Consider the following 25,816-nt stretch of genomic DNA (forward strand, 5'->3'; position numbering starts at 1 on the left):
GGACCGGGGCGGAATGAGGGCGTGGTTCACCCACGCAGCGCATTTCGTCGCTGGCGGGCGTCTCGGCAGGAGGTCAGCGGTGGCCTTCGGGCCGCTGCCGCCACCTTTCCTCGAGCCGGTCGATGAAAGACATCCGCCGACCGCGGGTGCGCCGGCTGGCGGTGCCCCCGACGGCGCGCAGGTCGGGCGACTGCGCCTTGCGGTGCGACTGCATCGCGAACGCGGCCGCGCCCAGCATGACGACGAATCCCGCCACGCCCAGCAGCGTTATCTGGCTCACCGTGCCGTAGACAACCAACCCAAGGCCGGCGATGATCACGCCGGCAGCGACGAGCAGTCGACGCCGCGCGTGGAAACGCGGGTCGCTGGCGCGCACAGCCGAGGCGAATTTCGGGTCCTCGGCAAGCGACCGCTCGATCTGCTCGAACAGCCGCTGCTCGTGCTCCGAGAGCGGCACGGCACTCCTCCCCGGTCACGTTGGTCGGCCCCGTCGGACCGACAGACCGTAACAGCCAAGCGGCTGCTTAACCGCAAGTCTACGAGGGGCTACGCGGGTCGGAAAGCGGGACGACCCACGGCTCTTGGTGATTTTCGGCGAGCCGCAGGTCAGCCAGGTCAAGAAACCGCGCCGGCGCGCCCTGAAGGGCCGTCTGGCGACGCCGGCAGGAGGCTCGCCGGACGGATCGCGCCGCGCCCGAATCGGGCCGCCGCGGCGTCGGCGGCGGCCTCGGCGTCGCGCCAGCCATGCTCGGGCTCGCCGAGGGTGGCCTGGCGCGGCGTGCTGCTCGCCAGGGTCAGCCCTTCCACGCGAACCCCGACGAGGCGGATGCGGTCACCCGGCTGGAGCGCCTCGAACAGGGCCCATGCCGTCTCGAACACCTCGCGGGCCACGTCGGTGGGCACGGCGAGCGTGCGTGACCGGTTGACAGTGCGAAAGTCGGCCAGCCGGACCTTGATCGAGACCGTGCGGCCGACCTGATCGGACCGGCGGAGCCGGACCCCCACCTTGTCGGAAAGAGCCAGCAACGCCCGCCGGATGACGACCTCTTCCGACACGTCTGTGTCGAACGTCACCTCTGCCCCAATCGACTTGTCGACCTGCTCCGGGGAGACGCGGCGGGGGTCGCGCCCCCAGGACAGCTCGTGCAGCTGGACGGCGGCCGCCTCGCCGAGCGCCGCGCGGAGCATGCCGACCGGGGCGCGCGCCACGTCGCCAACCGTGCGCAGGCCGAGCCGGCTCAGGGACTCGGCCGCCTTCTCCCCCACGCCCCACAGCGCGGCGACCGGCAGCGGGTGCAGGAAGTCGAGCACCTGGCCGGTGGGCACGACCAGAAGGCCGTCGGGTTTGGCGCGGGTGGACCCGAGCTTCGCCACGAACTTGGTGGGCGCCACCCCGACCGAACACGTGAGGCCGAGCTCGTCGCTGACCCGCTGCCGGACCAGCGCCGCGATCTTGGTGGGCCGGCCGAGCAGGCGCCGCGCGCCGGCGACGTCGAGGAACGCCTCGTCGAGCGACAGCGGCTCGACCAGCGGGGTCATGTCGCGGAAGATGCCCATGACCGTGCGGGAGGCCGCCGCGTAGGCCGCCCCGTCGGGCTGGATGAAGACCGCGTGCGGGCACAGGGCCCGGGCCCGGCCGGTGGGCATGGCGCTGCGGACGCCGTACCGCCGGGCCTCGTAACTGGCGGAGCTGACCACCCCGCGCGGGCCGATGCCACCAACGACGACCGGGCGGCCGCGCAGCGACGGGTCACGCCGGATCTCCACGGAGGCGAAGAACGCGTCCATGTCGACGTGCAGGATCGAGCAGCCGGTGTCGTCGCCGCCCGCGCCGAACCCGCCGCTCCCCCGCGGAACGGCCTGACTCCTACCCACGGAAACCCACGACGAGCCCACGGAAACCCACGAAGCAGAAGCTACGCGCCCCGTACGACAAGAAGCGGCACCGTCATCTCGACGGCCGTGTACGAGCCGTGAAACGCGATCATCTTCGCCACGCTCTCCGGCTCGCGCGCCGTCGCCAGCACGACCGCGCGGTCGTGGCAGACAGCGACGACGTCACCCACCCGCGCCAGGTGCGCCTCCGGCACCGGCCCGAACCAGCCCGCCGCCACCGCCTCTTCGCGCGGCACCACCCACGCGGCGTCGCCGAGCACCGAACGCCACGCGGCCAGCACGTCGTCGCGCGCACCGGGCAGCGTGTGCACGTACCGCACGCGCGGCTCGCCCGCCACCACGCGCACCCCGGCGGACAGCCGCGGGTCGGAGTCGATGTCGAAGCGCCCATCCGCTGGCACGTCGAGCTGCCCGTGGTCGGCGGTGACCACCAGCGCGGCATCGCTGGGCAGGCCGTCGACCACGCGCGCCAGCACCCCGTCGATCTCGGCCACGGCGGCGCGCCACTGCGTCGAGTCGAGCCCGTACACGTGCCCCGCCGTGTCGACCGACGGGTAGTAGCCGGCCACCAGCGCCGGACCGTCACCGGCCAGCAGCGCGTCGAGCATCCCGGTGGCCAGCTCGTCGGCGCCGGCCGCGCTCTGGTACGTGCCGCCGCGCCAGGCCGCGATCGACAGCCCGCTGCCCGCGTACTCCGGCCGGCTCACCGCGGTGACCGCCACGCCCGCGGCGCGCGCCACCTCCAGCAGCGTGGGCACCGGCTGCCACACCGCCGGGTCGGGATCGTCGCGCCACTGACCGTGGTTGAGCACCCGGTCGGTGCCGGGCACGTTCAGCGTGAAGGCCAGCAGGCCATGGGCGCCGGGTGGCGTGCCGGCGCCGAGACTGGCAAGGCCCGCCGGGGTCGTGGAGGGAAAACCACAGGTCAGCTCGCGACCATCGCGAGCCAGGTCGGCCAGCGCGGGCGCGTGGGGGGTCGCCAGCGGGATCTGGTACGCGCCGAGTCCGTCGACCAGCAGGATGGCGACCCGGCGCACCCCGTCGAGGCGTTCGCCCAACCCGAGCACGTCAGAGGTGCCCGGCACGCCCAGTACGGACAGCACGCTGGGCATGACCTCGGCGAGACTGGCCCGCCCGTACGCCGGACGTACGATCTCGAGCGGGTTCACGCGCGCCGCGCGAAGACGTGCAGCTGGGCCGCGATGTCCCGATACGGCGGATGGGCGGCCGCCGCCAGTTCGAGCTCGACGACGGCGTGCGGATCGGCATCGGCGACGGCAGCCGGCAGGAGGTCCGCGATGACGCGTACCCCATGGATCTCGATCACATCGAGCCCGGCGGCGCGCAACAGGGCGGCGGCGCTGTCGGCGTCGTAGCGGCGCCGCACGGTGTCGCGCCCGGCGACCCGGCCCTCGGCGTCGGCGAGCAGCTCGGCCGCGGCGGCGAGCTGGCCGGTGATCGCGCGGTGCAGCACGGCGGCGGCCTTGCCCGCGACCAGGACGCTCGCGGCGCCACCCGGTCGCAGCGCGGCGGCCACCGCGCCTACCACTCCGGCGGGGTCGTCCACCACATCGAGTACCGAGTGGCACAGCACCAGGTCGACGCTGGCCGGCTCGACGTATCCGGCCAACGCGTCCGCGTCGCCCTGCAGCGCGCGTACCCGATCGGCGACGCCTGCCTCGGCGGCCCGGCGGGTGAGCGCGGCGAGCGCGTCCGGACTCGCGTCGACCACCGTGACGCGGTGCCCGGCCTCGGCGAGCGGCACCGCGAATCCGCCCGTGCCGCCGCCCACATCAAGGACCGTCAGCGGAGCCTTGGCTGTGTCTTGGTCAGCGGCAAGGCCGCGATGCCGATCGAGCTCGCGCCGCAGCGCCGCCCAGACGACAGCGGTGCGCGGACCGCTGAGCCGGGGGTGAGTTAGCTCCACCCAACGCAGCCTAGAGCACGTCAAAAGCACCTGTTAATCTACGACGTGTTGTAGTATCCGGGCTCGGGGGTTTGCCATGACCAGATCTGTCGCTGGCCTCATCACCGGCCGCTGGACCAAATACCTCGTCATCGCCTTCTGGCTCGTGGTCGTCGCCGTAGCCGGCCCGCTCGCCGGGAAGCTCACCGAGGTGCAGAGCAACGAAGCCAAATCGTGGCTGCCGGGCGGCGCCGAGTCGACCGAGGTGCTCGACCGGCAGACCGCGTTCACCTCGCCCGACACCATCCCCGCGGTCATCGTCTATGAGCGCACCTCGGGCCTCACCCCAGCCGACCAGGCCGCGATCGCGGCGGACGCGCAGGAGTACGGCCGGATCCCCGAGCTGGACGGGCAGGTCACCGGCCCCATCCCGGCGCAGGACGGGCAGGCCGCCCAGCTCCTCGTGCCGCTCAACCTCGGCGAGGAAGGCTGGGAGAAGGCCGGCACGATCGTCGACCAGATGCGCGCCACGGCCACCGACGGCGCCAACGGGATGAGCGTGCACATCACCGGCCCCGCTGGGCAGGCCGCCGACTCCGCGGAGGCGTTCGAGGGAATCGACAGCACACTGCTGTACGCGGCCGCGGGCGTGGTCATCGTGATCCTGCTGTTCACCTACCGCAGCCCCGTCCTGTGGCTGCTGCCGGTGATCTCGGCGGGCGTCGCGCTGAGCGCCTCCCAGGCCGTCATCTACCTGCTCGCCAAGCACGCCGGCCTCACCGTCAACGCGCAGAGCGCCGGCATCCTCACCGTGCTGGTCTTCGGCGCCGGCACCGACTACGCGCTGCTGCTCGTCGCCCGATATCGGGAAGAGTTACGCCGCCACGAAGATCGACATGAGGCGATGGCGTTCGCGCTGCACCGCGCCGGTCCGGCGATCATCGCGAGCGCGGCCACCGTCGCGATGGGCATGCTCTGCCTGCTCTTCGCCGAGACGAACTCCACGCGCGGACTCGGACCGGTCGCCGCCATTGGCATCGCCGTCGGGCTCGCCGCCATGCTCACCCTGCTCCCGGCGCTTCTCGTCACCGTCGGGCGCTGGATCTTCTGGCCGACGCGCCCGAAGTACGGCACCCCCGAGCCCACCACCACCGGCATGTGGGCCAAGGCCGGCGATCGCATCGGCCGCCGCCCCCGGTTCACCTGGATCGTCACCGCGATCGTGCTGGCGATCATGTCGATCGGCGTGATCCAGCTCGACGCCACCGGCCTGACCAACAAGGAGTCGTTCCGCGGCACGCCCGACTCCGTCGTCGGCGAAGACGTCGTCGCCAGGCACTTCGGCGGCGGCGCCGGCAGCCCTGTCGTCGTCGTGGCCAGCGCGTCACAGGTGGCGCAGGTACGCGCGGCCGTCGCCGGCACATCTGGCATCACATCGGTCACCGACCCCGTCGTACGCGGCGGCGACGGCTTCATGGAGGCCACGCTCTCGTCGCCGTTCGACAGCGAGGAGGCGTACGAGACCATCGACCGGGTCCGGGACGCCGTCCACGCGATACCGGACGCGGACGCCCAGGTCGGCGGCACCACCGCGATCAACCTGGACCTCCAGCGTGCGGCCCGCCACGACCGCAACCTGATCATCCCGATCGTGCTGGCCGTGGTGTTCGTGATCCTGGCGATCCTGCTGCGGGCCGTCATCGCCCCGCTGGTGCTGATGGCGACCGTGGTGCTGTCGTTCGCGGCGGCGATGGGCGTGAGCGCGCTCGCGTTCAAGTACATTTTCGGCTTCGGCGGGGCAGACAGCTCGTTCCCGCTGTTCGTCTTCGTGTTCCTGGTCGCGCTCGGCATCGACTACAACATCTTCCTCATGACCCGGGTGCGAGAGGAGGCCAGCCGGCACGGCACTCGACGGGCGGCACTGGTCGGGCTCGCCGCCACCGGTGGCGTGATCACGTCAGCAGGACTGGTACTGGCCGGCACGTTCCTGGTGCTGTTCACGCTACCGCTGACGGCGTTCGCGGAGATCGGGTTCGCGGTGGCGTTCGGCGTACTGCTCGACACGATCGTGGTGCGGGCGGTGCTGGTGACCGCCCTGAACCTGGACATCGGCCGCCACATGTGGTGGCCCAGCAAGCTGACCCAGGTCCCCGACCAGGCCCCGGAGCCGGCCGAGTCAAGCCTGGCAACCGCCCGCTCCGACTAGCCGCCGCCCGCCCGGCCCCGCCGCCCGGCCCCGCCGCCCGCCCGGCGGCGGCCGCCCCCTTTCCGTCGATCAAGGGCAAATGCACGTGGTTGGATCTCTTTTCCACGTGCATTTGCCCTTGATCGATGCGGTTCCCCTTGATCGGCACGGCGCGGCGCCGGCACGGCACAGCGCAGGCACCGCGCACAGCGGGCACGGTCCGCTGAGACGTCGCGGCGCGCAACCGCGCCCTCTCCGCGACGCCGGCCCGCCGATCAAGGCCATTTCCGTCGATCAAGGCCAAACGCACGCGGAAAGAGATCCAACCACGTGCATTTGCCCTTGATCGATGCGGTTCCCCTTGATCGGCGCGGCGCGGCGCGCTGTGCGGCACAGCGCAGGCACCGCACAACGCAGGCACCGCGCACAGCGGGCACGGCCCGCTGAGACGACGCGGCGCGCAACCGCGCCCTCTCCGCGACGCCGGCCCGCCGATCAAGGCCATTTCCGTCGATCAAGGCCAAACGCACGCGGAAAAGAGATCCAACCACGTGCATTTGCCCTTGATCGACGGGAGGAGGGGCGCCACAGCGCGCCACCAGCGCGCGGAGCGCGCCACAGCGCCCACAGGGACAGGCGCGTTAGCGGAAGTCGCGGGAGCGCGGGATGACCGGGGCGGGGACCGGGTCCAAGCGGTCCGCCGTCAGGTTGATGACGCCCTCGTGCTTTTGCAGGCGGCCTCTCACCAGCAAGGCGTTGCTGGTGCGGGCCACCTTCCGGTAGCGCAGCCACAGCCCCGGCGTGCATGTCACGTTGAGCATGCCGGTCTCGTCTTCCAGGTTCATGAACGTGATGCCGCCCGCCGTCGCCGGCCGCTGCCGGTGCGTCACGATGCCGCCGACCCGCACCTGCCGCCCGCTTTCGATCAGGCCGAGCCGCGCGATCGGCACTGCGCCGGCCTCGTCGAGCCTCGGCCGGATGAACCGTACCGGGTGGCTCTCCGGCGACAGGCCGGTGGCCCACACGTCGGCGACGAGCCGGTCGACGGCGTCCATGCCGGGCAGCGGGGGCGGGTTGGCGCCGGTGGTGGTGCCGGGCAGGCGGTCGGGGCGTTCCTGGGCGGCGGCGCCGGACGCCCACAGCGCCTCGCGCCGGTCGAGGCCGAAGCACGCGAAGGCGTCGGCGGTGGCCAGCGCTTCGAGCTGCCCGGCGGTGAGACCGACGCGGCGGGCCAGGTCGACCATGTCGCGGTACGGCCCACCGGCGGCCCGCTCCGCCTCGATCCGGTCGGCAACGCCGTCGCCGAGTGTGCGCACTGTGGACAGTCCGAGGCGGACAGTGGGACCGCCCAGCCCCCACTGGTGAGGCGGCTCGCCGGGTGCGCCACGCCACCGGGTGTCGGGTGTGGACTCCAGGGTGGCTTTGGCGGCGCTGGCGTTGATGTCGGGGCGGCGTACTTCGACGCCGTGCCGCCGGGCGTCGTCGACCAGGGTCTGTGGTGAGTAGAAGCCCATCGGCTGGGCGTTGAGCAAGGCGGCGAGGAACGGCCCTGGGTGGTACCGCTTGAGCCAGGAGCTGGCGTACACCAGGTAGGCGAAGCTGATGGCGTGGCTCTCCGGAAAGCCGAAGCTGGCAAACGACGAGAGCTTCAGGTAGATGTCGTCGGCCAGTTCGCCGGTGATGCCGCGCTCGGCCATGCCCGCGTACAGCCGGTCGCGGATCGCCGCCATCCGCTCGTTGGAGCGTTTCGAGCCCATGGCCCGGCGCAGCTGGTCGGCCTCGGACGCGTTGAACCCCGCCACGTCGATGGCGAGCTGCATGAGCTGCTCTTGGAAGAGTGGCACGCCAAGGGTTTTGGACAGCGCGTTGCGCATGAGCCGGTGCGGGTAGTCCCATTTCTCTTGCTTGTTCTTGCGCCGGATGTACGGGTGCACCGAGCCGCCCTGGATCGGGCCGGGCCGGATCAGCGCCACCTCGACGACCAGGTCGTAGAACTCGCGGGGCTTGAGCCGGGGCAGGGTGGCCATCTGCGCGCGGCTCTCCACCTGAAACACACCCACGGAGTCGGCTCGGCAGAGCATGTCGTAGATCTCGGGATCGTCGAGCGCCATCGTGCTCAGGTCCAGGTCGGAGTCGATCATCTCGCAGGCGTATCGCAGCGCGGAGAGCATCCCCAGCCCCAGCAGGTCGAACTTGACCAGCCCGGCCATCGCGCAGTCGTCTTTGTCCCACTGGAGGACCGTGCGCCCTGGCATCCGCGCGTGCTCGACGGGGCACACGTCGATCACCGGCCGGTCGCAGATCACCATGCCGCCGGAGTGGATCCCCAGGTGCCGAGGGAACGTCTGGAGTTCGTTGGCGTACTCGATGACCCGCCCTGGGATGCCGTCGACGTCGACGGCCGCGACCTGCGAATGTGCCGAGTCGCTCAGGTCGAGGTGCGACCAAACTTGCGGCCGCCCAGCGACGCCAGCACCGCGACTTGGCACATTCGACCCCCAGCGGTCGATCTGTTTGCTCCACGCGTCCTGCTGGCCGGGCGAGAAGCCGAACGCCTTCGCGATGTCGCGCACCGCCGACCGCGGCCGGTACGAGATCACGTTGGCGACCTGCGCGGTGTGCTCCCGGCCGTACCTTTTGTAGACGTGCTGGATGACCTCTTCCCGCCGGTCGGACTCGATGTCGACGTCGATGTCGGGCGGCCCGTCGCGCTCGGGCGCCAGGAAGCGCTCGAAGAGCAGCCCGTGCTGCACCGCGTCGACGTTGGTGATGCGCAGCGCGTAGCAGACCGCCGAGTTGGCGGCCGATCCGCGCCCCTGGCAGAAGATCCCCTCGTCGTGGCAGAACGTCACGATGTCGTACACGATCAGGAAGTAGCCCGGAAAGCCGAGCCGCTCGATCAGGTCGAGCTCGTGCTCGATCTGCCGGTACGCGTCGGGGTTGGCGGCCGGCGGACCGTACCGGACCAGCGCCCCTTTCATCGTGAGGTGCCGCAGCCAGCTCATCTCGTCGTGCTCCGGCGGCACCGGGTAGTCGGGCAGGTTGGGAGCGACGAGCTTGAGGTCGAAGGCCAGCTCGGCGCCGAACTCGGCGGCCCGCTCGACCGCGCCGGGGTAGCCAGCGAACCGGGCCGCCATCTCGTCGCCGTCGCGCAGGTGGGCGGTGGCCGCCGCCGGCAGCCAGCCGTCGATCTCGTCGAGGCTGCGCCGCGCGCGTACCGCCGCCAGAGCGGTCGCCAGCTTGCGCCGCCCGGGCGTGGCGTAGTGGACGTTGTTGGTGGCGACCGCGGGCAGCCCCGCCGCGGCGGCGAGCGCGGCGAGCGCCTCGTTGCGGTCGCCGTCGTGCGGGTCGCCGTGGTCGGTCAGCTCGACCGCGACGTTGTCGCGCCCGAACACCTCGACCAGCCGGTCGAGCTCGCGGGCAGCGGCGGCCGGGCCTCCGATCCGCAACGCCGCCGGCACGTGCCCCTTGCGGCAGCCGGTGAGCACCAGCACCTGCCCGTTCAGGGCGCGGCTCACGTCTTCCAGCGAGCCGTAGACCGGCCGCCCCTTCTCGCCGCCGCGCAGGTGCGCGCGGCTGGTGGTGCGGGCGATCGCCGCGTACCCGTCGGGGCCGCGCGCCAGCACGAGCAGGTGCCGCCCGGCCGGGTCTGGCTCGCCGTTGCCACCCCCCGAAAACGCTCCGCGTTTTCGCGGGGACCCCGGCTGCGGGCCGGGCAGCTCCAGCGACAGCTCGGCGCCGAAGACGGTGGGCAGCTCCAGCCCGCGGGCCGCCTCGGCGAACCGCACCACGCCGTAGAACCCGTCGTGGTCGGTCACCGCGAGCGCGCTGAGCCCGCGACGGACCGCCTCTTCGGCCAGTTCCTCGGGGTGGCTGGCGCCGTCGAGGAAGCTGAAGTTGGTGTGGCAGTGCAGCTCCGCGTACGGCACGGTGCCGCGCGTGCGGACCAGCGCCGGTGCCTCGTAGGCCGGGCGCTTGCGGCTGAAGGCCGCGGAGTCGCCGCCGTCGCCGCCCGCCGCCAGCGGGTCGACCACGGGTGGTCGCCCTGAGAGCGTCCGTTCCAGCTCTCCCCACGGTACTGGCGGATTGTGCCACCCCATCCGGCGTCACCGCCCCCGCTCAGTCATAGATGGCCTCCACCGTCCACACGCCGCTCGCCAAAGACAGGAGCAGGGCTCGGCCGTCGGACAGGCCCACCTGGAGACGGGCGCGGCGGCCACCCTCGGCGGGCGCCCACCACCGCTCGTCGACCGGCCAGGGGCCGGCCCAGCCGGTGACCTCAGTGCCGCCGAGAGCTCCACCGCGAGCGCCGATCGCGACCCGGGCCGGCGGCGCGCTGACCGCCAGCCGGGCGGTCACCATCACCGGCTCGCCGGCCTCGTCGTGGACCGCGACCGGCGGCGAGCCAGACGGCGAGCGGTCCGAGTCGCCACGCGCAGCCCGCGCGTCGAACTGCGAGTACACCGTCACCGGCTGCGGCGGCGGGATCCGGCCCGGCCACGGCGGATCCGCTGGCCGGGCGGGCGTGCGCTCGTCGCCCCAGGGCACCATGCGCACCTGGTCGGCGGTGCCACGCCCGCCACCGGGCACGGGGGTGACCACCGCCGCGGGCCCGAGGATGCCCTGCACCCGGCTCATCGCCCGCTGCGCCCGCTCGCGCTCTTCACCCGTTTCGCCCCAGAGCCCTGGCTGCAGCCCGGCGTGGGCGAGCACCCCGTCGGGGATCAGCCGCAGCCGGAGGATGCCCGCGCTGGGCCGGTCGCGCCCGGTCAGCCAGCCACCCAGCTGCCAGCGCACCCGGTCGGCGATGGTCGCCGCGGTGAGCAGGCCGTCGTGCCGCCACACCCGGTGCAGTTCCTCGCTGTTCGCGGTCACCGCCTCGATCGCGAGCCGGGTGCACGCCAGCCCGTATCCGGCGAGGGTGGCGTGCAGCCGCTCGCCCAGCGCCCGGGCGACGAAAGCGGCCGTGTCGACCCGGTCGAGCGGCTCGTCGTACGTCTCGGTGACGTCGAGGTCGGGTGGCGGCCGGCGGACGGCCAGCGGGCGGTGGTCGCGCCCCGCGGCCTGGTGGTGGGCCAGCGCGCCGTCGAACCCGAACCGGGCGAGCACGTCGCCGGCTGGCAGGGCGGCGAAGTCTCCGAGGGTACGCACACCGAGTCGGCGCAGCAGCCCGGTCAGCTCCGGCCTGTCGAGCGCCTCGACGGGCAGTCCGGCGAGGAACCGCGCGGTCTCACCCGCCGGCACCAGCTGCCCGTCGCGCGCGGCCAGCCCGGCCGCGAACACGCCGTCGGCGATGCCGACCTGGCACTCCACCCCGCACGCCTGCGCGACCTGCTCGACGATCCGCTCGGCGGCCCGCTCCTCACCGCCGAAGTACCGGGCCGGCCCGCGAGCGGCCAGCGCGCACGCACCGGGGCGTACCACCTCGACGCCGGCCACCACCTGCTCGACCGCGGCGACCACCGGCTCGAACGCCCGCGCGTCGCGGTCGGGGTCGTGCTCGACCACGGTCAGCCGGGGACAGCGGCTCTGCGCCTCGCGCTTGCGCAGCCCACGGCGTACGCCAGCGGCGCGGGCGGCCTCGGAACAGGCGATCACCCGGTTGGCGTGGAGGATGGCCACCGGGTCGGTCGCCGGGATGCCCTCGACGATCTCGACGGCGAGAACGGGCCAGTCGGGGCACCAGACCAGCAGCGTACGCACCTGCCGAGTCTAGAACATACGTTCGACTCAAGTGAACAGTCGGGCGATGGCGTCGCGGGCCACCAGGAAACCGGCGATGCCGAGGATCCAGCCCGTGGCGTTACCCGCCTTGTCGGTGATCCACTTGTTGAGCCGTTGCAGCAGCGGCTCGATCAGCGACCGGGCGGCGAGCCGCCCCACCAGCAGGACCACGGCCGGCAGCACCATGACCACGCAGTAGGCGGCCAGCAGCCCCACCACCGTTGCCCCGCCGACGTCGGAGGTGGTCATCATCCCGATCGCGCCCAGGTACGGCAGCATGGTCGCCACCTCGGCGAGCGCCGCCAGCAGCGCCAGCCCTGCCAGCCACCCCGTCGATCCCGTGCCCGCCGTGACCCGCTCACGCCACCGGGTCACGCCGCCGCCCGGCTTGCGCCGTTTGGAGTCGAACCGGAAGCTCAGCGCGAAGAGGCCCACACCGATGCCCAGCTGGATCCACAGGGCGACCGGGCTGTCGAGCGCACCGTCGGCCCACCCTGCGATCGAGTCGGCGCCGAGCAGGATCAGCACGCCCACCGCGAAGTAGAACACCGCGATGGTGCCCAGGTAGACCAGGATGCGACCGGCCCGGACCCGCCCTGGCGCCAGCATCAGCCAGATCGGGATGAAGAGCGTGCCGATGCTCGTGCTGTCGAGCAGGGCCAGGCCGGCCAGCGAAAGCAGCAGTGTGGAACTCACATGGAAAACGCTAGTTGCGGGAATTCGCCCATCCGTCGGCTCGGATGACGAAACCGCGGTACATCGTTTGGCGGATCAGGCAGTGCTACTGGCGGCCTGACGGCCCGGGGCCTCTATGGCGCCGCCTTCCCTCACGCCGCGCACCGACTTCGTCGGCGCGTCGCTCAGTCCAGGCGGCGCCGGCCCCGGGCCGTCAGGCCGCTAGCTCGCTGGCAATGCCGTCGAGAGCGGGCTGGTGTGCCACGCCGAGCGCGACCTCGACCACCGCCACGAACTGCTCGGCCGCACGGAGCAGGTCGTCGGCCTCGCGGGCGGTCACCACTCGCGGGATGCCCGCCTGGGCGGCGGCGCGCTTGCTCGCCCCGGCGGCGAAATAGGTGGCCCATTCGCGCAACTCGGGAGCCACCATGATCAGCAAGGTCCAGACGCTGGTCACCCTGTTGCGACGGCTGGGCGTGGGCTGCGCGCGAGCGGCGAGCACCGCCGCGGCGGCGCGCAGGGCGGCGAGGTGCGCGGCCGCGTAGCGCAGGCCGTCGGCGCGCGTCTGCGCCGCCTCGTCGAGGCCGCGCCGGGCGAGAACGAGCAGCTCGGCCGGGGTGCGGTGCGGGAGCACGTGGGCCGGAACGGTGGGTGCCTGAGCCGTACTGGTCGGCATGGGATTTTCTCCTCGGGCGATCTTCAGTTCGACGGCGTACTCGCAGTCCGACTCGCGGGCTGCGCGTGGCGACTCGGACCGCTCGCCGGCCGGGCGTGAACGCTTCCCCACCTCACACCCGACCGGCTGAGCCGGCTGGTCCGTCGCCCGCTGCCCGGGGGTCGGGGGGCAGCGGGTGACGGCCCTGCCTGTGGGTCCAGGACCCGCGAATGTCCGGACCCGCGTGCGGTTTCCGCAAACCGCCCTCGGAAGCGGCGGTGCGGCACGACATCACCGTGCCACCCCTCCCGAGCGATTCGAACAGCCGTTCGAACCACCAATGACAGTACACCTCCCCTACGACAAAAACGCAACGCCGAACACCCCCCACGCGGCGCAAGATGGTCACCATGCCAACTCATCCCAACGTCCAGGCCGTACAGGACGCGCTGGAGAGCGCCGACGCCACCGATGCCGCAGGACAGCCATGCCAGGTGCGGATGCTGCCCGACGCGGTACACACCGCTGCCGCGGCCGCCGCGGCGCTCGGCGTCGAGGTGGGCCAGATCGCCAACTCGCTGATCTTCGACGCGGACGGCGAGCCGCTGCTGGTGCTCACCTCCGGCGGCCACCGGGTCGACACCGCCAAGGTCGCCGCCGACCTCGGGCTGGGAGCGCTGAAGCGGGCCACCCCTGAGTTCGTCCGCACGCACACCGGCCAGGCGATCGGCGGCGTGGCACCGCTCGGGCACCCCAAGCCGGTGCGCACGCTGGTCGACACCGCGCTGGCCGGGTACCCGGAGATCTGGGCCGCCGGCGGGGTCCCGCGCGCCGTGTTCCCCACCACGTATGCCGAACTGCTCCGCGTCACCGCCGGCACACCCGCCGAGGTGGCGTGAAGTTCCTGGCAACACTGCACGTGTGGCGGGTGCCGCGGCGCGCGGTACCGCTGGCGTTCGGCCGGATGGCGCGCGACCCGCGACGGTTGCGCGCCACCCCGGGGGTGCGCTTCGCCAAGATGCTCGGCACGGGCACCGGCTTCGCGGTCCGCGACGCCGACCTCACCCGGTACGCGGCACTGGTGGTCTGGGACGGCCCGGACGCGGCGGCGGGCTTCGACTCGACGGCGGCCGCCCGCGGCTGGGCCCGGATCGCCACGGCGTCCGCGCGCCTCGACCTGCGCCTGGTGAAAGCGCACGGGCGCTGGTCGGGCCGCGAGCCTTTCGGCGACCCGGGCCCCGACGAAGAGAAGATGGTGCTCGCCCTCACCCGTGCCCGGCTGCGACCGCGCAAGGCGGTGACGTTCTGGCGGGCCGTGCCGCCGGTCGCCGCCGCCGTCGACGAAGCGCCCGGCCTGCTCGCGCACTTCGGTGTGGGTGAGGCGCCCATCGGATGGCAGGGCACGGTGAGCGTGTGGCGCAACGCGGCATACCTCGCCCGGTTCGCGTACCGTCACCCGGAGCACCGGGCGGCGATCATCCGCACCTCCACCGAAGGGTGGTACGCGGAAGACCTGTTCGCCCGGTTCGCGGTGCTCGACGTGGTGGGCGACCGTAGTGTGTTGGGCTGGTCAGAGGGAGGGCACGGGCGCGCATGAGGTTGGTGCCGTGGAAGCCGGACGACCTTGCCAGACGGCTGGACGACGTGGTGGCCGTGTACGGCGAGGCGATGGGGTATCGGGCCGAGCTGCTGGAGGCCCGGCGCGGCTACATAGCCACACACGTCCGGCGACCCGGGTTCCGGGCCGTCGCCACGCTGACCCGCGACGGCCACCTGATCGGTTTCGGGTACGGCTACACGTCGGCGGGCGGGCAGTGGTGGCACGACCAGGTGCGTGGCGCGCTCGACGACGAGAGCCGCAAGACCTGGCTGACCGACTGCTTCGAGGTGGTCGAGCTGCACGTCCGGCCGCCGGCCCAGGGTCACGGCGTGGGCGCCCGGCAGTTGCGCTCGCTGCTGTCGATGGCCACCGGCCGCACCGCCCTGCTGTCGACCCCCGAGGCCGACGAGCGCACCTCCCGGGCCTGGCGGCTGTACCGGCGCTTCGAGTTCGTCGACGTGCTGCGCGACTTCCGCTTCCCCGGCGACGAGCGGGCGTTCGCGGTGCTGGGCAGGACCCTGCCGCTAGGGCCTGTTTGATCGGGCTGCTGGCCGCGCTGGTCCTGGCGCAGATCGGGTACCCGCTGACCAGCGGTGACGCCCGCGCCAGGCTCACTGTGGCGGTGGTCGTGCTGGGCTTCGTCTTGTCGGTCGCGCATGCCTGGGCAACTCGCGGCCCCCGCACCGCCGCCTGGCTGGTCGCGGCGACCGCCGGTGGCGGGTTCGCGGTCGAGGCGCTGGGCGTGGCGACGGGTTTCCCCTTCGGCGCGTACGCCTACTCGGGCGACCTCGGCCCGAAGCTCGCCGGCGTGCCCCTGGTCATCCCGCTCGCCTGGACCTGGATGGCGTGGCCGGCATGGCTCTCGGCGCTGCGGGTGGCCCGCCGGACGGTGTCGCGGGTCGCGCTGGGCGCGGTCGGGCTCGCCGCGTGGGACCTCTTTCTCGACCCGCAGATGGTCGCCGAGGGCTACTGGACCTGGTCGGATCCCCACCCGGCCTTGCCCGGCGTTTCCGGCGTGCCGATCGGCAACTACCTCGGCTGGCTCGCCGTGGCTCTGCTGATGATGGTCGCCCTCCGAGCCGCGGCACCCGAGAAAGCGAACGACGCCCCCGCCCATGTCCTCTATCTCTGGACATACGCGTCGAGCGTGCTCGCACACGCGGTCTTCCTCGACCTGCCCGCATCAGCGGCGTGGGGCGCCGCCGGCATGGGCGCACTGGCGATTCCACTGGCCGTGAAGCTATGGCGACGTTGATAGCCTGGCTGGTGGCCGCGCTGACCGTGCACACCGCCGTCAACGCCCTCCTCCTGCGGCGGCCACCCCGTGGTGCGAGCGTGACCGAGAAGGTCGCCGTACTGCTCCCGGCACGCGACGAGGCCGAGCGGATCGAGCCCTGCCTGCGCGCCCTGCTCGCCCAGCGCGGCGTACCCGACCTGCGCGTCATCGTGCTCGACGACGGCTCCACCGACGGCACCGCCGAGATCGCCCGGAGCGTCGGGGTGGAGGTCGTCATCGGCGAGCCCCTGCCGGCGGGCTGGCTGGGCAAGCCGCACGCCTGCCAGCAGCTGGCCGACCTCGCACCGGACGCCACCGCGCTCGCTTTCGTCGACGCCGACGTGGTCCTCGCGCCGGACGCCGTGGCGGGCGCGGTGTCGCAGCTGCGCACGGGTGGGTTCGGCATGCTGTCCGTGTACCCGATGATGGTGGCGGGGACGGCGGGTGAGCGGCTCGTGCAGCCGCTGTTGCAGTGGTCGTGGCTGACGTTCCTGCCGTTACGCGCGATGGAACGCTCGCCGCGGCCCTCGTTGGCCGCCGCGGGCGGCCAGTTCCTGGTCGCGGACCGCGCGGCCTACGCGCGGGCCGGCGGCCACGCGGCCGTACGCGACCAGGTCGTGGAGGACGTCGCGCTGGCGCGCGCCGTCAAGCGCGCGGGCGGCCGCATCGCGCTCGCCGACGGCTCACGCGTCGCGACCTGCCGCATGTATCGCTCGTGGCGTGAGCTCGACGCGGGCTACACCAAGTCGCTCTGGACGATCTCACCCGCCGTCGTGCTTCTGCTGCTCATCCTGTACGCCTTACCACCGGCCCTGGCACCGATGGCACCCATGGCCGGGCTGGCCGGCTACGTCTTCGGGGTCACGGGCCGGGTCATCGCCGCGCGGGCGACCGGCGGGCGAGTCTGGCCGGACGCGCTCGCCCACCCGATCTCGGTCGTCCTCTTCGGATGGCTGGCGCTCCGCTCGGTCTACCTGCGGCGACGCGGGCGGCTCGCGTGGCGCGGTCGGGTGATCGACACATGACTATATGCTGTCGGCGTGACGGACCGGCTCGAACCACTGTCACCGCAAGCCGTATCGAGAATTACGACCCTGGCCGAACTGGCCGCGCTGCTGCGCCAGCTCCGCCGCCGGGAGGCCCGGCATGAGGGCGCCACCCCGCTCACCTACCGCGAGCTGGCCGCCAAGACGGGCTGGTCGCGGGGCATCCTCGGGGAGTACTTCGCGGGGCGGGTGCTGCCGCCGACCGACCGGTTCGACGTGCTGATCCGGCTGCTCGGCGCCACCGCCACCGAGCAGGGCTGGCTGGCGACCGCCCGCGACCGGGTCGAGGAGGGCCGGCGGGCGCCCGCACCGGTTCGCGCGCCTCGGGCGGCCCCGACGTCGCGGCAGCTGCCGCCGCCGGTGCCCGGGTTCGCGGGGCGGGCCGCGCAGCTCGCCGCACTCGACGGCCTGCTCGACCCCGAGCCGGCTAGCCCGATGGCGCTGATCACGGCCGTCTCCGGCACCGCCGGAGTGGGCAAGACCGCGCTCGCGCTGCACTGGGCGCACCGGGTCGCCGACCGGTTCTACGACGGGCAGTACTACCTGAACCTGCGCGGGTTCGACCCCGTCGGCGCTCCCGTCACACCCGCGGAGGCCATCCGGACGATGCTCGACGCGCTGGGCGTACACCGGATCCCGGCGTCCCTCGACGCGCAGGCCGCGCTCTATCGCGGCATGCTTGCCGACCGGCGTGTACTGGTCGTGCTCGACAACGCCCGCGACGCCGACCAGGTGCGCCCGCTGCTGCCCGGCGGGCCCGCGTGCCGGGTGCTCGTGACCAGCCGCAACCAGCTCGCCGGCCTCATCAGCACCGACGGCGCCCGGCCGATCCGGCTCGACCTGCTCACCGTCGCCGAGGCCCGCCAGCTCCTCGCCGCCCGCCTCGGCCCCGACCGCCTCGCCGCCGAACCAGCCGCCGTCGACGACATCATCGCCGCCTGCACGCGGCTGCCCCTCGCCCTCGCGATCGTGGCCGCTCGCGCCGCGCTGCATCCCGAGTTCACGCTCACGGCGCTGGCCGCCGAGTTGCGGGCCGCGCGCGGTGGACTGACCGCGTTCGCCGGCGCCGACCCGGCATCCGACGCCCGCGCCGTCTTCTCCTGGTCGTACCAGGCGCTCAGTCCGGCCGCCGCCCGGGTCTTCCGGCTGCTGGCGCTGCACCCGGGCCCCAGCGCGGGCGCACCCGCCGTGGCGAGCCTGGCCGCCCTCCCCGCCGCCGACACCGGCCCTCTGCTCGCCGAGCTGACCCATGCCAACCTGGTCGACGAGCCCGCACCGGGCCGCTATGTGTGCCACGACCTGCTCCGCGCGTACGCCGCCGAACTGACCCGGTCCGTCGACTCCGGCGACGAGCGGCGCGCCGCCACGCGCAGAGCCGTCGACCACTACCTGCACACCGGGCACGCCGCCGACCGCCGGCTCGACCCGCACCGCGACCCCATCCCGCTCCCGCCGGCCCAGCCGGGCGTCACCCCCGAGGAGATCCCCGACCACGGTGCCGCCCTCGCCTGGTGCGACGCCGAGCTGCCGGTACTGTTCGCGGCCGCCTCCTCGGCGGTCGCCGAAGGGTTGGACCTGCACCTGTCGCGGCTCAGTCGCGTCCTCGCCCACTTCCTCGAACGCCGCGGTCATTGGCACCGCTGGACCACGGTCCAGACCATGGCCATCGCGGCCGCCGGGCGCCTCGACGACCCCGCCGAGGCGGCACCGGCGCACCGCAGCCTCGGCCGGGCGTACGTACACCTCGGGCGGGAAGACGACGCCATCCGGCATTTCACCGCCGCACAGGCCGCGTACCGCGCGACCGGCGACCACGCCGGTCAGGCCCGCATCGAGTTCGACCTGAGCTGGGTGGCGGTCCGGCAGGACCGGCACCGCGACGCGCTTCGGCACAGCCGAATCGCGCTCGACCTTTTCATCAAGGCCGGAAACCGGTCCGGGCAGGGGCGCGCGCTCAACAACATCGGCTGGTCGCTGAGCTGGCTCGGCCACCACATCGAGGCCGTCGGGTACTGCCTGCGCGCGCTCGACCTGCTCCAGCAGATCGACGACCGGTTCGGCGCCGCCGACGCCTGGGACAGCCTCGGCCACGCCCAACACGAGCTCGGCTGGTATCGAGAAGCCGCCATCTCGTACGAACACGCACACGCCCTGTGGCGCGAGCTCGGCCACCTTTACCAGGAGGCCGACCTACTGGCCCGCCTCGGCGACACCCAGTCAGCGGCCGGCGACCAGGACGGCGCCTCATCGACGTGGCGCCGAGCCCTGCACATCCTCGTCGACCTGTCCCACCCCGACGCCGAACAGATCAAAGCCCGCCTGTCCCGCGCCAGCGCCCCGTAGGGTGCGGACGGTGCGGGTTGTTGTCGTCGGGGGTGGGGTCGGGGGGTTGGCTGCCGCGGCCCGGGTGGCGCTTGCCGGGCATGACGTCACCGTGTTCGAGCGCTCCAGCCAGGTTGGGGGAAAGCTTGGGCGGCTCGCGCGAGACGGGTTCGTCTTCGATACCGGGCCCGGCCTGCTGACGCTGCCGCAGGTGTACACCGACCTGCTCGGGCCGCTCGATCTGGTGCCGTTGGACCCGATCGTGCGGCACGCGTTTCCGGACGGTACGGTGCTGGATTCCTGCCGCGATCCGGCCGCCTTCGGTGAGCGGATCGCCGCCGCGCTCGGAGCGGGCGCCGCACGGGAGTGGGCGGGGCTGTGGCGGCGGGCGGAGCGGGTGTGGCGCGCCGCGTGGCGAGACATCCTGCGCGCCGATGTCGGCTCGCCGCTGGCTCTGGCGCCGCTCGCCTGGCGGCTGCGGGACCTGTGGGCTGTGCGGCCGGGGCAGACGCTGCGCGGGCTCGGGGTGGCCGATCCGCGGCTGCGGATGCTGGTCGACCGGTACGCCACCTATGCGGGCGCCGACCCCCGCCGTGCCCCGGCCGCACTGCTCGCGGTGCCGTACGCCGAGATGGCCTTCGGCGGATGGTACCTGCGTGGTGGGCTCGCTGGGCTGGCCGACGCGCTGCTGACCCGCTGCCTCGACCTGGGCGTGGTGGTGCAGACCGGCGCGCGGGTGACGGCGATCGAGGCGGCCGGTGGCCGGGTACGCGGCGTGCGGGTGGCCGGCGACCTGGTGGCCGCCGACGCCGTGGTGTCCAATGTGGACGCGCTGACCACGTATCGGGAGCTGCTGCACACGCCGAGTCGCCTGGCCCGGCTCGCCGACCGCAGCCTGGCCGGGTTCGTGCTGCTGCTCGGGGTGCGCGGCGACTCCGGCATGGCGCACCACACTGTCTACTTCCCGCGGGACTACGACGCCGAGTTCGACGCGGTGTTCGGCGGGCCGGGGCGGCGCGCGCGACCAGTACCCGATCCCGCGGTCTATGTCACGGTGGCCGACGATCCGGCGGTGCGGCCGCCGGGGCACGAGGCGTGGTTCGTCCTGGTGAACGCGGCACGGCACGGCACCGCGGCGAGTGCGGTGAACTGGCGCCGGCCGGGGCTGGCCGAGGCGTACGCCGACCGGATCCTGGACGTGCTGGCCGAGCGCGGCGCAGACGTGCGCGACCGCCTGGTCTTCCGCGAGATCCGCACACCGGCTGACCTCGCCGACGGCGCGCACGCCCCCGGCGGCGCGATCTACGGCACCGCCGGCAGCCTGACGCGTACGCCGAACCGCGGCCCGGTGCGCGGCCTGTACCTGGTCGGCGGCTCCACCCACCCGGGCGGCGGCCTGCCGATGGTGCTGCTCTCGGCCGAGATCGTCGCCCGCATGGTGGTCAGCGAAGCGCGTGCCTGACCGCGGCGAGCAGCTGTGCCAGCCCGAACAACGCCAGCGTCAGCCAGATCGCGCTCATCACGGTGATGACGCCGGCCGGGAGGTCGGACTGGACCAGGCCGGACGCTCCGGCCAGCAGTAGCCCGGTGACGGCCAGGACGACGCGGGTGGGCCGCTCCCCGATGGTCACGACCCCGATCTCCCGCATGCCGGCGGCCGCCGCCCGCGCTCGCACGTACTCGTGCAGCCAGCACACCGCTCCCACCAGTACGACCAGCGGCGCGGACGCGCCGACCACCCAGAACGCCACCAGCCAGCACGCCTCGCTGATCCGGTCGGCGAGCGAGTCGTACAGGTACCCGAGGCGCGAGGTGCGGCCGGAGATCACCGCCACCGCGCCGTCGACGCTGTCGGCGACCGCGGACAGCAGCACGAACACCGCCGCCAGCACGAGCCGGCCGGTCGACTGCCCGGCCAGCACCGGTGCCGACGCGGAGAGCGCCACGCCGGCGCCGGTGACCGCCGCCGGCGGTATCCCGACGCGCGCCAGCACCGAGCCCATCGTGTACGCCGAGTGCAGCCACCGGCGCACCGCCGGACCGGCGCGACGCGGGTCGAAGCCGCCGTGCAGCCGTGCCCACTCGACGGCGTAGCCGTCCCAGTTACCCACCATCGATCAACCGATGAACTGAGCCGGAAGACGCGGTGGGGCTTAGGCGCGCGCGCCGACCTGGAGGTGCTGCCAGACCTCGCGGGTCGCGGTCGACCTGTTGAGGGTGATGAAGTGGATGCCCGGCACGCCCTCGGCGAGCAGCCGAGCGCACATCTCGCTGCACTGCTCGATGCCCAGCTGGCGCACCGCGTCTGGGTCGTCGGCCACCCGCTCGAAGCGCGCCAGCAGGGCCGGGGGGAACGGCGCACCGGAGAGCTGCTCGGAGCGCTCGATTGTGGCCATCCTGGTCACGGGCATCACGCCGGGCAGGATCGGGGTATCGCAGCCGACCGCGGCGACCCGGTCGCGCAACCGCAGGTAGTCGTCGGCGTCGAAGAACATCTGCGTGATCGCGAAGTCGGCCCCCGCGCGGCACTTCGCCACGAAATGCTGGGTATCCGACGCGATGTCCGGCGAGCGCGGGTGCTTGTACGGGAAGGCGGCCACGCCGACGCAGAAGTCGCCTGACTCCTTCACCAGGCGGACCAGGTCGTCGGCGTACAGCACGCCCTCGGGGTGCCGCACCCACTCGCCCATCGGGTTGCCAGGCGGGTCACCCCGGACAGCGAGGACGTTGCGCACGCCGACGCCGGCTAGCCGGCCGATCACGTGCCGCAGCTCGGCCACCGAGTGGTTGACCGCGGTCAGGTGGGCCATCGGCAGCAGCGTGGTCTCGGTGGCGACCCGCTCGGTCACGGCCACGGTGGTGTCGCGGGTCGTGCCGCCAGCGCCGTAGGTGATCGAGACGAACGACGGGCGCAGCGACTCGAGCTCGCGGATCGCCTGCCAGAGCAGGCGCTCACCCTCTGCCGTCTTGGGCGGGAAGAACTCGAACGAGAAGGTCGGCCCGCCGTCACGGATCAGCTCGCCGATCGACGGCTGCGACCCGGGGAGGGTGGAAGGGAGTCCGAGTGCCACGGTGCGACTGTATCGGCTCCCGCAATCGCGACCCGCCCGCATCTCAACTCGTGGCGCGCCGCCCCCGAAAACGTCGTACCCCCGGCGTAGAACTCTCGCCAGCACGGGGAGTCCCGTCCGGTCCACGCGAGGGCCGGGCGCGAGGTCGGGTCGACCTGTGCGGCAATACGGGGGCGTCCGGCGGCGCTTCGATCGAGGCGCCGCCGGACGGTCGTGGGGTCAGCACCGTCGAGCACATCGAGGCTGCTGGAGATGCACGTGTCCGATCGACAACATGTTCACGACCCTGACGGCACACGATCGACGGCGCCGGAGCTTTTCGGCGCCCGGCTGGCCGCCCTGCGCATGGGGCGCGGCTGGTCACAACTGCGCCTCGCCGAGCAGCTCTGCGCGGCGGCTGGCGTGCCCACTGTCAGCCGACACGAGATCTCGCGCTGGGAGCGCGGTGAGCGGGTGCCGGGTGAGTTCTGGCTGGGCTGGCTCGCCGTGGTGCTCGACACGCCACATCCCGAGCTGGTCGCGGCCGCGGCGCTGGCACGCCGCGGGCCGGCGCGGCGTGCCACCCGCGGCTCCAGCGCCAGCGGGCAGGCCGAGCTACTGCGGCTGGCCCGCGCCTGGCTGGTCGACCCGGCCCGGTGGCCCGGGCCCGCCGACCGGTGGCCGGCCACCGACCCGCACGGGCCCGCCGCACGCCTCGCCGCCGTGGCCGCAGGTCTGGCCCGCGGGCTCGCGGCTACCGGAGCGCCCGCCAGAGGGCCCGCGGAAACGCCGATCGAAGCACCGACCGAAACGGCCACCAGCACCGAACCCGGCGTCGGAGCGCCCTCACGGTGCGGCACGGCCGACGACCTAGGCGCCGCCGTGGCCGAGCTGCGCCGCCTCGACGACCTCGTCGGGGGCGCCGACCTCGCCGGCCCGGCCGGCCGCCGGCTCGACGGCGCGCTCGCCGCCACGGTCGAGCCGGGCACCGCTCCGGCGGCCCGGCGTGGGCTGCTCGCGCTGGTCGCCGAGGCGGCACAGCTCACCGGCTGGGTCGCCGCCGACGCGGGCGACGCCGCTGGTGCCCTGTCGGCATACCGGATCGCGCTCGTCGCCGCCGGTGCGGCGGGTGACCGCCCGCTCGCGGCGCACGTGCTCGGCTCCGCGAGCCACCTGCTCGCGGCGGAGGGTGAGTCCGGTGACGCGCTGCTCCTGGCGCGCACGGCGCTGGCCGGTGCCCGGCGCGGCGCGTCCGCGACGCTGCGGGCGCTCCTGCTGCACCGGTTGGCCATCGCCGCCGCCGGCTGTGGCGAGCGACGCCTGGCGCACGCCGCGCTCGCGGCGGCCGAGACCGCCGCCTTGCGGCGTGATCCCCGCCACGACCCGCCCTGGCTGTACTGGCTCGGCGACGCCGAGCTGTCCGCGCTGGCGGGCCGTTGCCTGGCGGCACTTGGCCGTCCGCTGCGGGCCGAGCCGCTGCTCACGACCGCGCTCACCAACGCCACCGGTCCGCGGTCGGCCGCCGTCTACGGCGCCTGGCTGGCGCGGGCCTGTCTCGACCTCGGCGAGGTCGAGCGCGCGTGCGAGGTAGCGGGCGGGGCGCTCCTCGACGCCGTACGGTCCGGCTCGGCGCGGGCCACGGCAGAGATCGATCGGATACGGGTGCCGCTGGCCGCGCACCGCCACGTTCCCGAGGCGCGCGAATACACCGAGTTGGTGGCCGCGTGCCGCCCGTATCTGGCTAGGGCCGTGATCGGCACCACGCTCGCGGGTAAGGAGGTGAACGTCTAGCGTCATCGTGTGCGGGGAAACCAAAACTCAGCGACGGCCGCCGACCTGGCCGGCGTGCGGTCCCGCGTTGACAAGGCACTCGCGGTGTTCCTTACGCGGCGACGGGAGTGGATGGTCGCCGTCGACGACGCGCTGCTGCCCGTCGCCGACGCCCTCGACGATTTCGTGCTGGGCGGCGGCAAGCGCCTGCGCCCGGCCTTCGCGTACTGGGGGTATCGCGGGGCCGGGGGCATCGACTCCGACCAGGTCGTCGCCACCGTGGCCGCCCTGGAGCTCGTCCAAGCCAGTGCCCTGATCCACGACGACCTGATGGACCGGTCCGACACCCGGCGCGGTGAGCCGGCGGCACATCGGCGGTTCGCCGCGCGGCACCGGGAAGCGGGCTGGCGGGGCGACCCCGACAGCTTCGGCGACTCGGCCGCCATCCTGCTCGGCGACCTGTGCCTGGTGTGGTCCGACGAGCTGCTCCAGACCGGTGGGCTGCCCCCGGAGACGCTCGCGCGGGCCCGGCCGGTCTTCGACGAGATGCGCACGGAGGTCACCGTCGGGCAGTACCTCGACGTGCTGACCCAGGCGACCGGAGACACGTCGTTCGAGCGGGCGAGCAAGGTGGCGCGGCTGAAGGCGGCCAAGTACACGGTCGAGCGGCCGCTGCTGCTCGGCGCCGCCATCGCCGACGCGCCATCACCGATCCTGGCCGGCTATTCGGCGTACGGGCTGGCGATCGGCGAGGCGTTCCAGCTCCGCGACGACCTGCTGGGCGTGTTCGGCGACCCGGCGGTCACCGGCAAGCCAGCCGGCGACGACCTGCGCGAGGGCAAGCGCACGTACTTGATCGCGGCGGCCTTCGACACCGCCGGCCCGCACGAACGGACGGTGCTGGCCACGCGGCTCGGTGATCCCACGCTCGACACCGCCGGCGTGGCCGAGCTGCGCGAGATCATCACGGGGTGCGGGGCGCTCGACCGCACCGAGCGCCGCATCGCCGAGCTGACCGCCGAGGCCCTCGAAGCTTTGTCGTCGACCCCTGTGACCCCCGAAGCCCACGAAGCCCTGCTCGCCCTGGCGGCCGCGGCCACAGCCCGCACGGTCTAGGGGCGGAGGCGGGTCCAGATCGACAGGGTCAGCAGCACCAGCGCGAACCCGAACAGCAGGTCCTCGACCGGCGCGTACGCGATCCGCAGCCCGATGATCGCGTCCGGGTCGTAGCGCACCACGCCCCGCCCGGTCAGGATCCCGTTCGACAGGAGCTGGAAGACCAGCACGATCGGGTAGGTCGCCCAGAAGACCAGCCGCCGCACGAGCCGGGTACGCAGCACGAACAGGTCGACGACCAGCGCACCGGCGACCCCGAGCAGCGCCGCCACCGTGTATGTCACTCCTCGCGCAGCACCTTCCGCACCGCCTCGAACCCGAGGACCGCGCATACCGGCACCACGACGAAGAACAGCAGCTCGTCGACGGGTAGTCCGCCGGGCAGGACCACCCCGGTGGTTTGCGCCGGGTCGAAGGTCCAGTGGCCGGCGGCGATCGCGGCCAGGTCCCACGCCACGAAGATCACGACCACCGGCAGCAGCGTCAGCAGCAGGCGGCGCCACTGGCGCAGTACTCCCACCCGCAGCACCGGCTCCAACCACAGCGCGGCGCCCAGGCAGCCGGCGAGGACAGCCAGGTACGTCAGGTGGCGCAC

At 73.3% G+C, this 25,816-nt stretch carries 22 protein-coding genes; 10 read left to right on the forward strand and 12 right to left on the reverse strand.

The annotated features are described in order from the left end of the window. Positions 1–73 precede the first annotated feature (73 nt). The 4 genes from V6V89_RS19505 to V6V89_RS19520 all read right to left on the reverse strand — a co-directional run bounded on the left by V6V89_RS19505 (position 74) and on the right by V6V89_RS19520 (position 3,847). Positions 74–457, reverse strand: coding sequence for a DUF3040 domain-containing protein (locus tag V6V89_RS19505; RefSeq protein ID WP_334620594.1), 384 nt, complete (start codon positions 455–457; stop codon positions 74–76). Positions 458–615: 158 nt separating this feature from the next. After that, positions 616–1,875 carry a DNA polymerase IV gene (locus V6V89_RS19510; RefSeq protein WP_334620595.1) on the reverse strand — a complete coding sequence of 420 codons (1,260 nt, stop codon included), beginning with the start codon at positions 1,873–1,875 and terminating at the stop codon, positions 616–618. A 41-nt stretch (positions 1,876–1,916) separates the two neighbouring features. Further along, on the reverse strand, positions 1,917–3,065 hold the full coding sequence (locus V6V89_RS19515) for an alkaline phosphatase family protein (RefSeq protein ID WP_334620596.1): 1,149 nt from the start codon (positions 3,063–3,065) through the stop codon (positions 1,917–1,919). Then, positions 3,062–3,847 (reverse strand): methyltransferase domain-containing protein, encoded by a 786-nt coding sequence (locus tag V6V89_RS19520; RefSeq protein WP_334620598.1) that lies wholly within the window; start codon positions 3,845–3,847, stop codon positions 3,062–3,064. The genes V6V89_RS19515 and V6V89_RS19520 overlap by 4 nt, the downstream gene beginning before the upstream one ends. 52 nt (positions 3,848–3,899) lie before the next feature. Here V6V89_RS19520 and V6V89_RS19525 point away from each other — a divergent pair, with 52 nt between their 5' ends. Further along, positions 3,900–6,008, forward strand: coding sequence for an MMPL family transporter (locus V6V89_RS19525; RefSeq protein WP_334620599.1), 2,109 nt, complete (start codon positions 3,900–3,902; stop codon positions 6,006–6,008). Positions 6,009–6,628: 620 nt separating this feature from the next. Here V6V89_RS19525 and V6V89_RS19530 read toward each other — a convergent pair. From V6V89_RS19530 to V6V89_RS19545, 4 genes are all read right to left on the reverse strand, one after another. After that, the gene (locus V6V89_RS19530; protein WP_334620600.1) at positions 6,629–10,087 is read right to left on the reverse strand and encodes an error-prone DNA polymerase; all 3,459 of its coding nucleotides are present in this window, start codon (positions 10,085–10,087) and stop codon (positions 6,629–6,631) included. A 19-nt stretch (positions 10,088–10,106) separates the two neighbouring features. Next, the gene (locus tag V6V89_RS19535) at positions 10,107–11,690 is read right to left on the reverse strand and encodes a DNA polymerase Y family protein (RefSeq protein WP_334620601.1); all 1,584 of its coding nucleotides are present in this window, start codon (positions 11,688–11,690) and stop codon (positions 10,107–10,109) included. A 27-nt stretch (positions 11,691–11,717) separates the two neighbouring features. Then, positions 11,718–12,407: a GAP family protein gene (locus V6V89_RS19540; protein WP_334620602.1), complete on the reverse strand. Its 690-nt coding sequence runs from the start codon at positions 12,405–12,407 to the stop codon at positions 11,718–11,720. A gap of 193 nt (positions 12,408–12,600) precedes the next feature. Beyond that, the gene (locus tag V6V89_RS19545; RefSeq protein WP_334620603.1) at positions 12,601–13,062 is read right to left on the reverse strand and encodes an SAV_6107 family HEPN domain-containing protein; all 462 of its coding nucleotides are present in this window, start codon (positions 13,060–13,062) and stop codon (positions 12,601–12,603) included. A 389-nt stretch (positions 13,063–13,451) separates the two neighbouring features. Here V6V89_RS19545 and V6V89_RS19550 point away from each other — a divergent pair, with 389 nt between their 5' ends. From V6V89_RS19550 to V6V89_RS19580, 7 genes are read left to right on the forward strand one after another with little or no spacing between them, the layout of a single operon-like run. Further along, positions 13,452–13,940 carry a YbaK/EbsC family protein gene (locus V6V89_RS19550; protein ID WP_334620604.1) on the forward strand — a complete coding sequence of 163 codons (489 nt, stop codon included), beginning with the start codon at positions 13,452–13,454 and terminating at the stop codon, positions 13,938–13,940. After that, a complete protein-coding gene (locus V6V89_RS19555; RefSeq protein WP_334620605.1) occupies positions 13,937–14,638 on the forward strand; it encodes a monooxygenase in 702 nt (233 codons plus the stop codon). The genes V6V89_RS19550 and V6V89_RS19555 overlap by 4 nt, the downstream gene beginning before the upstream one ends. Continuing rightward, the gene (locus V6V89_RS19560) at positions 14,635–15,180 is read left to right on the forward strand and encodes a GNAT family N-acetyltransferase (protein ID WP_334620606.1); all 546 of its coding nucleotides are present in this window, start codon (positions 14,635–14,637) and stop codon (positions 15,178–15,180) included. Before V6V89_RS19555 ends, V6V89_RS19560 begins: the two co-directional genes overlap by 4 nt. Next, positions 15,177–15,896, forward strand: a complete 720-nt coding sequence (locus V6V89_RS19565; protein ID WP_334620607.1) for a carotenoid biosynthesis protein — start codon at positions 15,177–15,179, stop codon at positions 15,894–15,896. Before V6V89_RS19560 ends, V6V89_RS19565 begins: the two co-directional genes overlap by 4 nt. Beyond that, complete coding sequence (locus tag V6V89_RS19570; RefSeq protein ID WP_334620608.1) at positions 15,884–16,942, forward strand: glycosyltransferase; 1,059 nt, start codon at positions 15,884–15,886, stop codon at positions 16,940–16,942. Before V6V89_RS19565 ends, V6V89_RS19570 begins: the two co-directional genes overlap by 13 nt. Positions 16,943–16,957: 15 nt before the next feature. Continuing rightward, positions 16,958–19,306: an ATP-binding protein gene (locus V6V89_RS19575; RefSeq protein WP_334620609.1), complete on the forward strand. Its 2,349-nt coding sequence runs from the start codon at positions 16,958–16,960 to the stop codon at positions 19,304–19,306. Between the two features lies 1 nt (position 19,307). After that, entirely contained in the window at positions 19,308–20,747 is a 1,440-nt protein-coding gene (locus V6V89_RS19580) for a phytoene desaturase family protein (RefSeq protein ID WP_442935178.1), read from the forward strand. On the opposite strand, the gene V6V89_RS19585 is transcribed toward V6V89_RS19580, so the two are convergent. Continuing rightward, on the reverse strand, positions 20,728–21,399 hold the full coding sequence (locus V6V89_RS19585) for a CDP-alcohol phosphatidyltransferase family protein (protein WP_334620611.1): 672 nt from the start codon (positions 21,397–21,399) through the stop codon (positions 20,728–20,730). The genes V6V89_RS19580 and V6V89_RS19585 overlap by 20 nt on opposite strands. Before the next feature lie 39 nt (positions 21,400–21,438). Continuing rightward, positions 21,439–22,356: a methylenetetrahydrofolate reductase [NAD(P)H] gene (gene metF / locus V6V89_RS19590; protein ID WP_334620612.1), complete on the reverse strand. Its 918-nt coding sequence runs from the start codon at positions 22,354–22,356 to the stop codon at positions 21,439–21,441. A 258-nt stretch (positions 22,357–22,614) separates the two neighbouring features. Here metF and V6V89_RS19595 point away from each other — a divergent pair, with 258 nt between their 5' ends. Both V6V89_RS19595 and V6V89_RS19600 read left to right on the forward strand, forming a co-directional pair. Then, entirely contained in the window at positions 22,615–24,126 is a 1,512-nt protein-coding gene (locus tag V6V89_RS19595; RefSeq protein WP_334620613.1) for a helix-turn-helix domain-containing protein, read from the forward strand. Positions 24,127–24,237: 111 nt separating this feature from the next. Continuing rightward, positions 24,238–25,221: a polyprenyl synthetase family protein gene (locus tag V6V89_RS19600; protein WP_334620658.1), complete on the forward strand. Its 984-nt coding sequence runs from the start codon at positions 24,238–24,240 to the stop codon at positions 25,219–25,221. On the opposite strand, the gene V6V89_RS19605 is transcribed toward V6V89_RS19600, so the two are convergent. Further along, complete coding sequence (locus tag V6V89_RS19605; RefSeq protein ID WP_334620614.1) at positions 25,218–25,505, reverse strand: lycopene cyclase domain-containing protein; 288 nt, start codon at positions 25,503–25,505, stop codon at positions 25,218–25,220. The genes V6V89_RS19600 and V6V89_RS19605 overlap by 4 nt on opposite strands. Beyond that, positions 25,502–25,816: a lycopene cyclase domain-containing protein gene (locus tag V6V89_RS19610; protein WP_334620615.1), complete on the reverse strand. Its 315-nt coding sequence runs from the start codon at positions 25,814–25,816 to the stop codon at positions 25,502–25,504. Before V6V89_RS19610 ends, V6V89_RS19605 begins: the two co-directional genes overlap by 4 nt.

The organism is Micromonospora sp. CPCC 206061 (assembly GCF_036906915.1).
GTDB lineage: Bacteria > Actinomycetota > Actinomycetes > Mycobacteriales > Micromonosporaceae > Phytohabitans.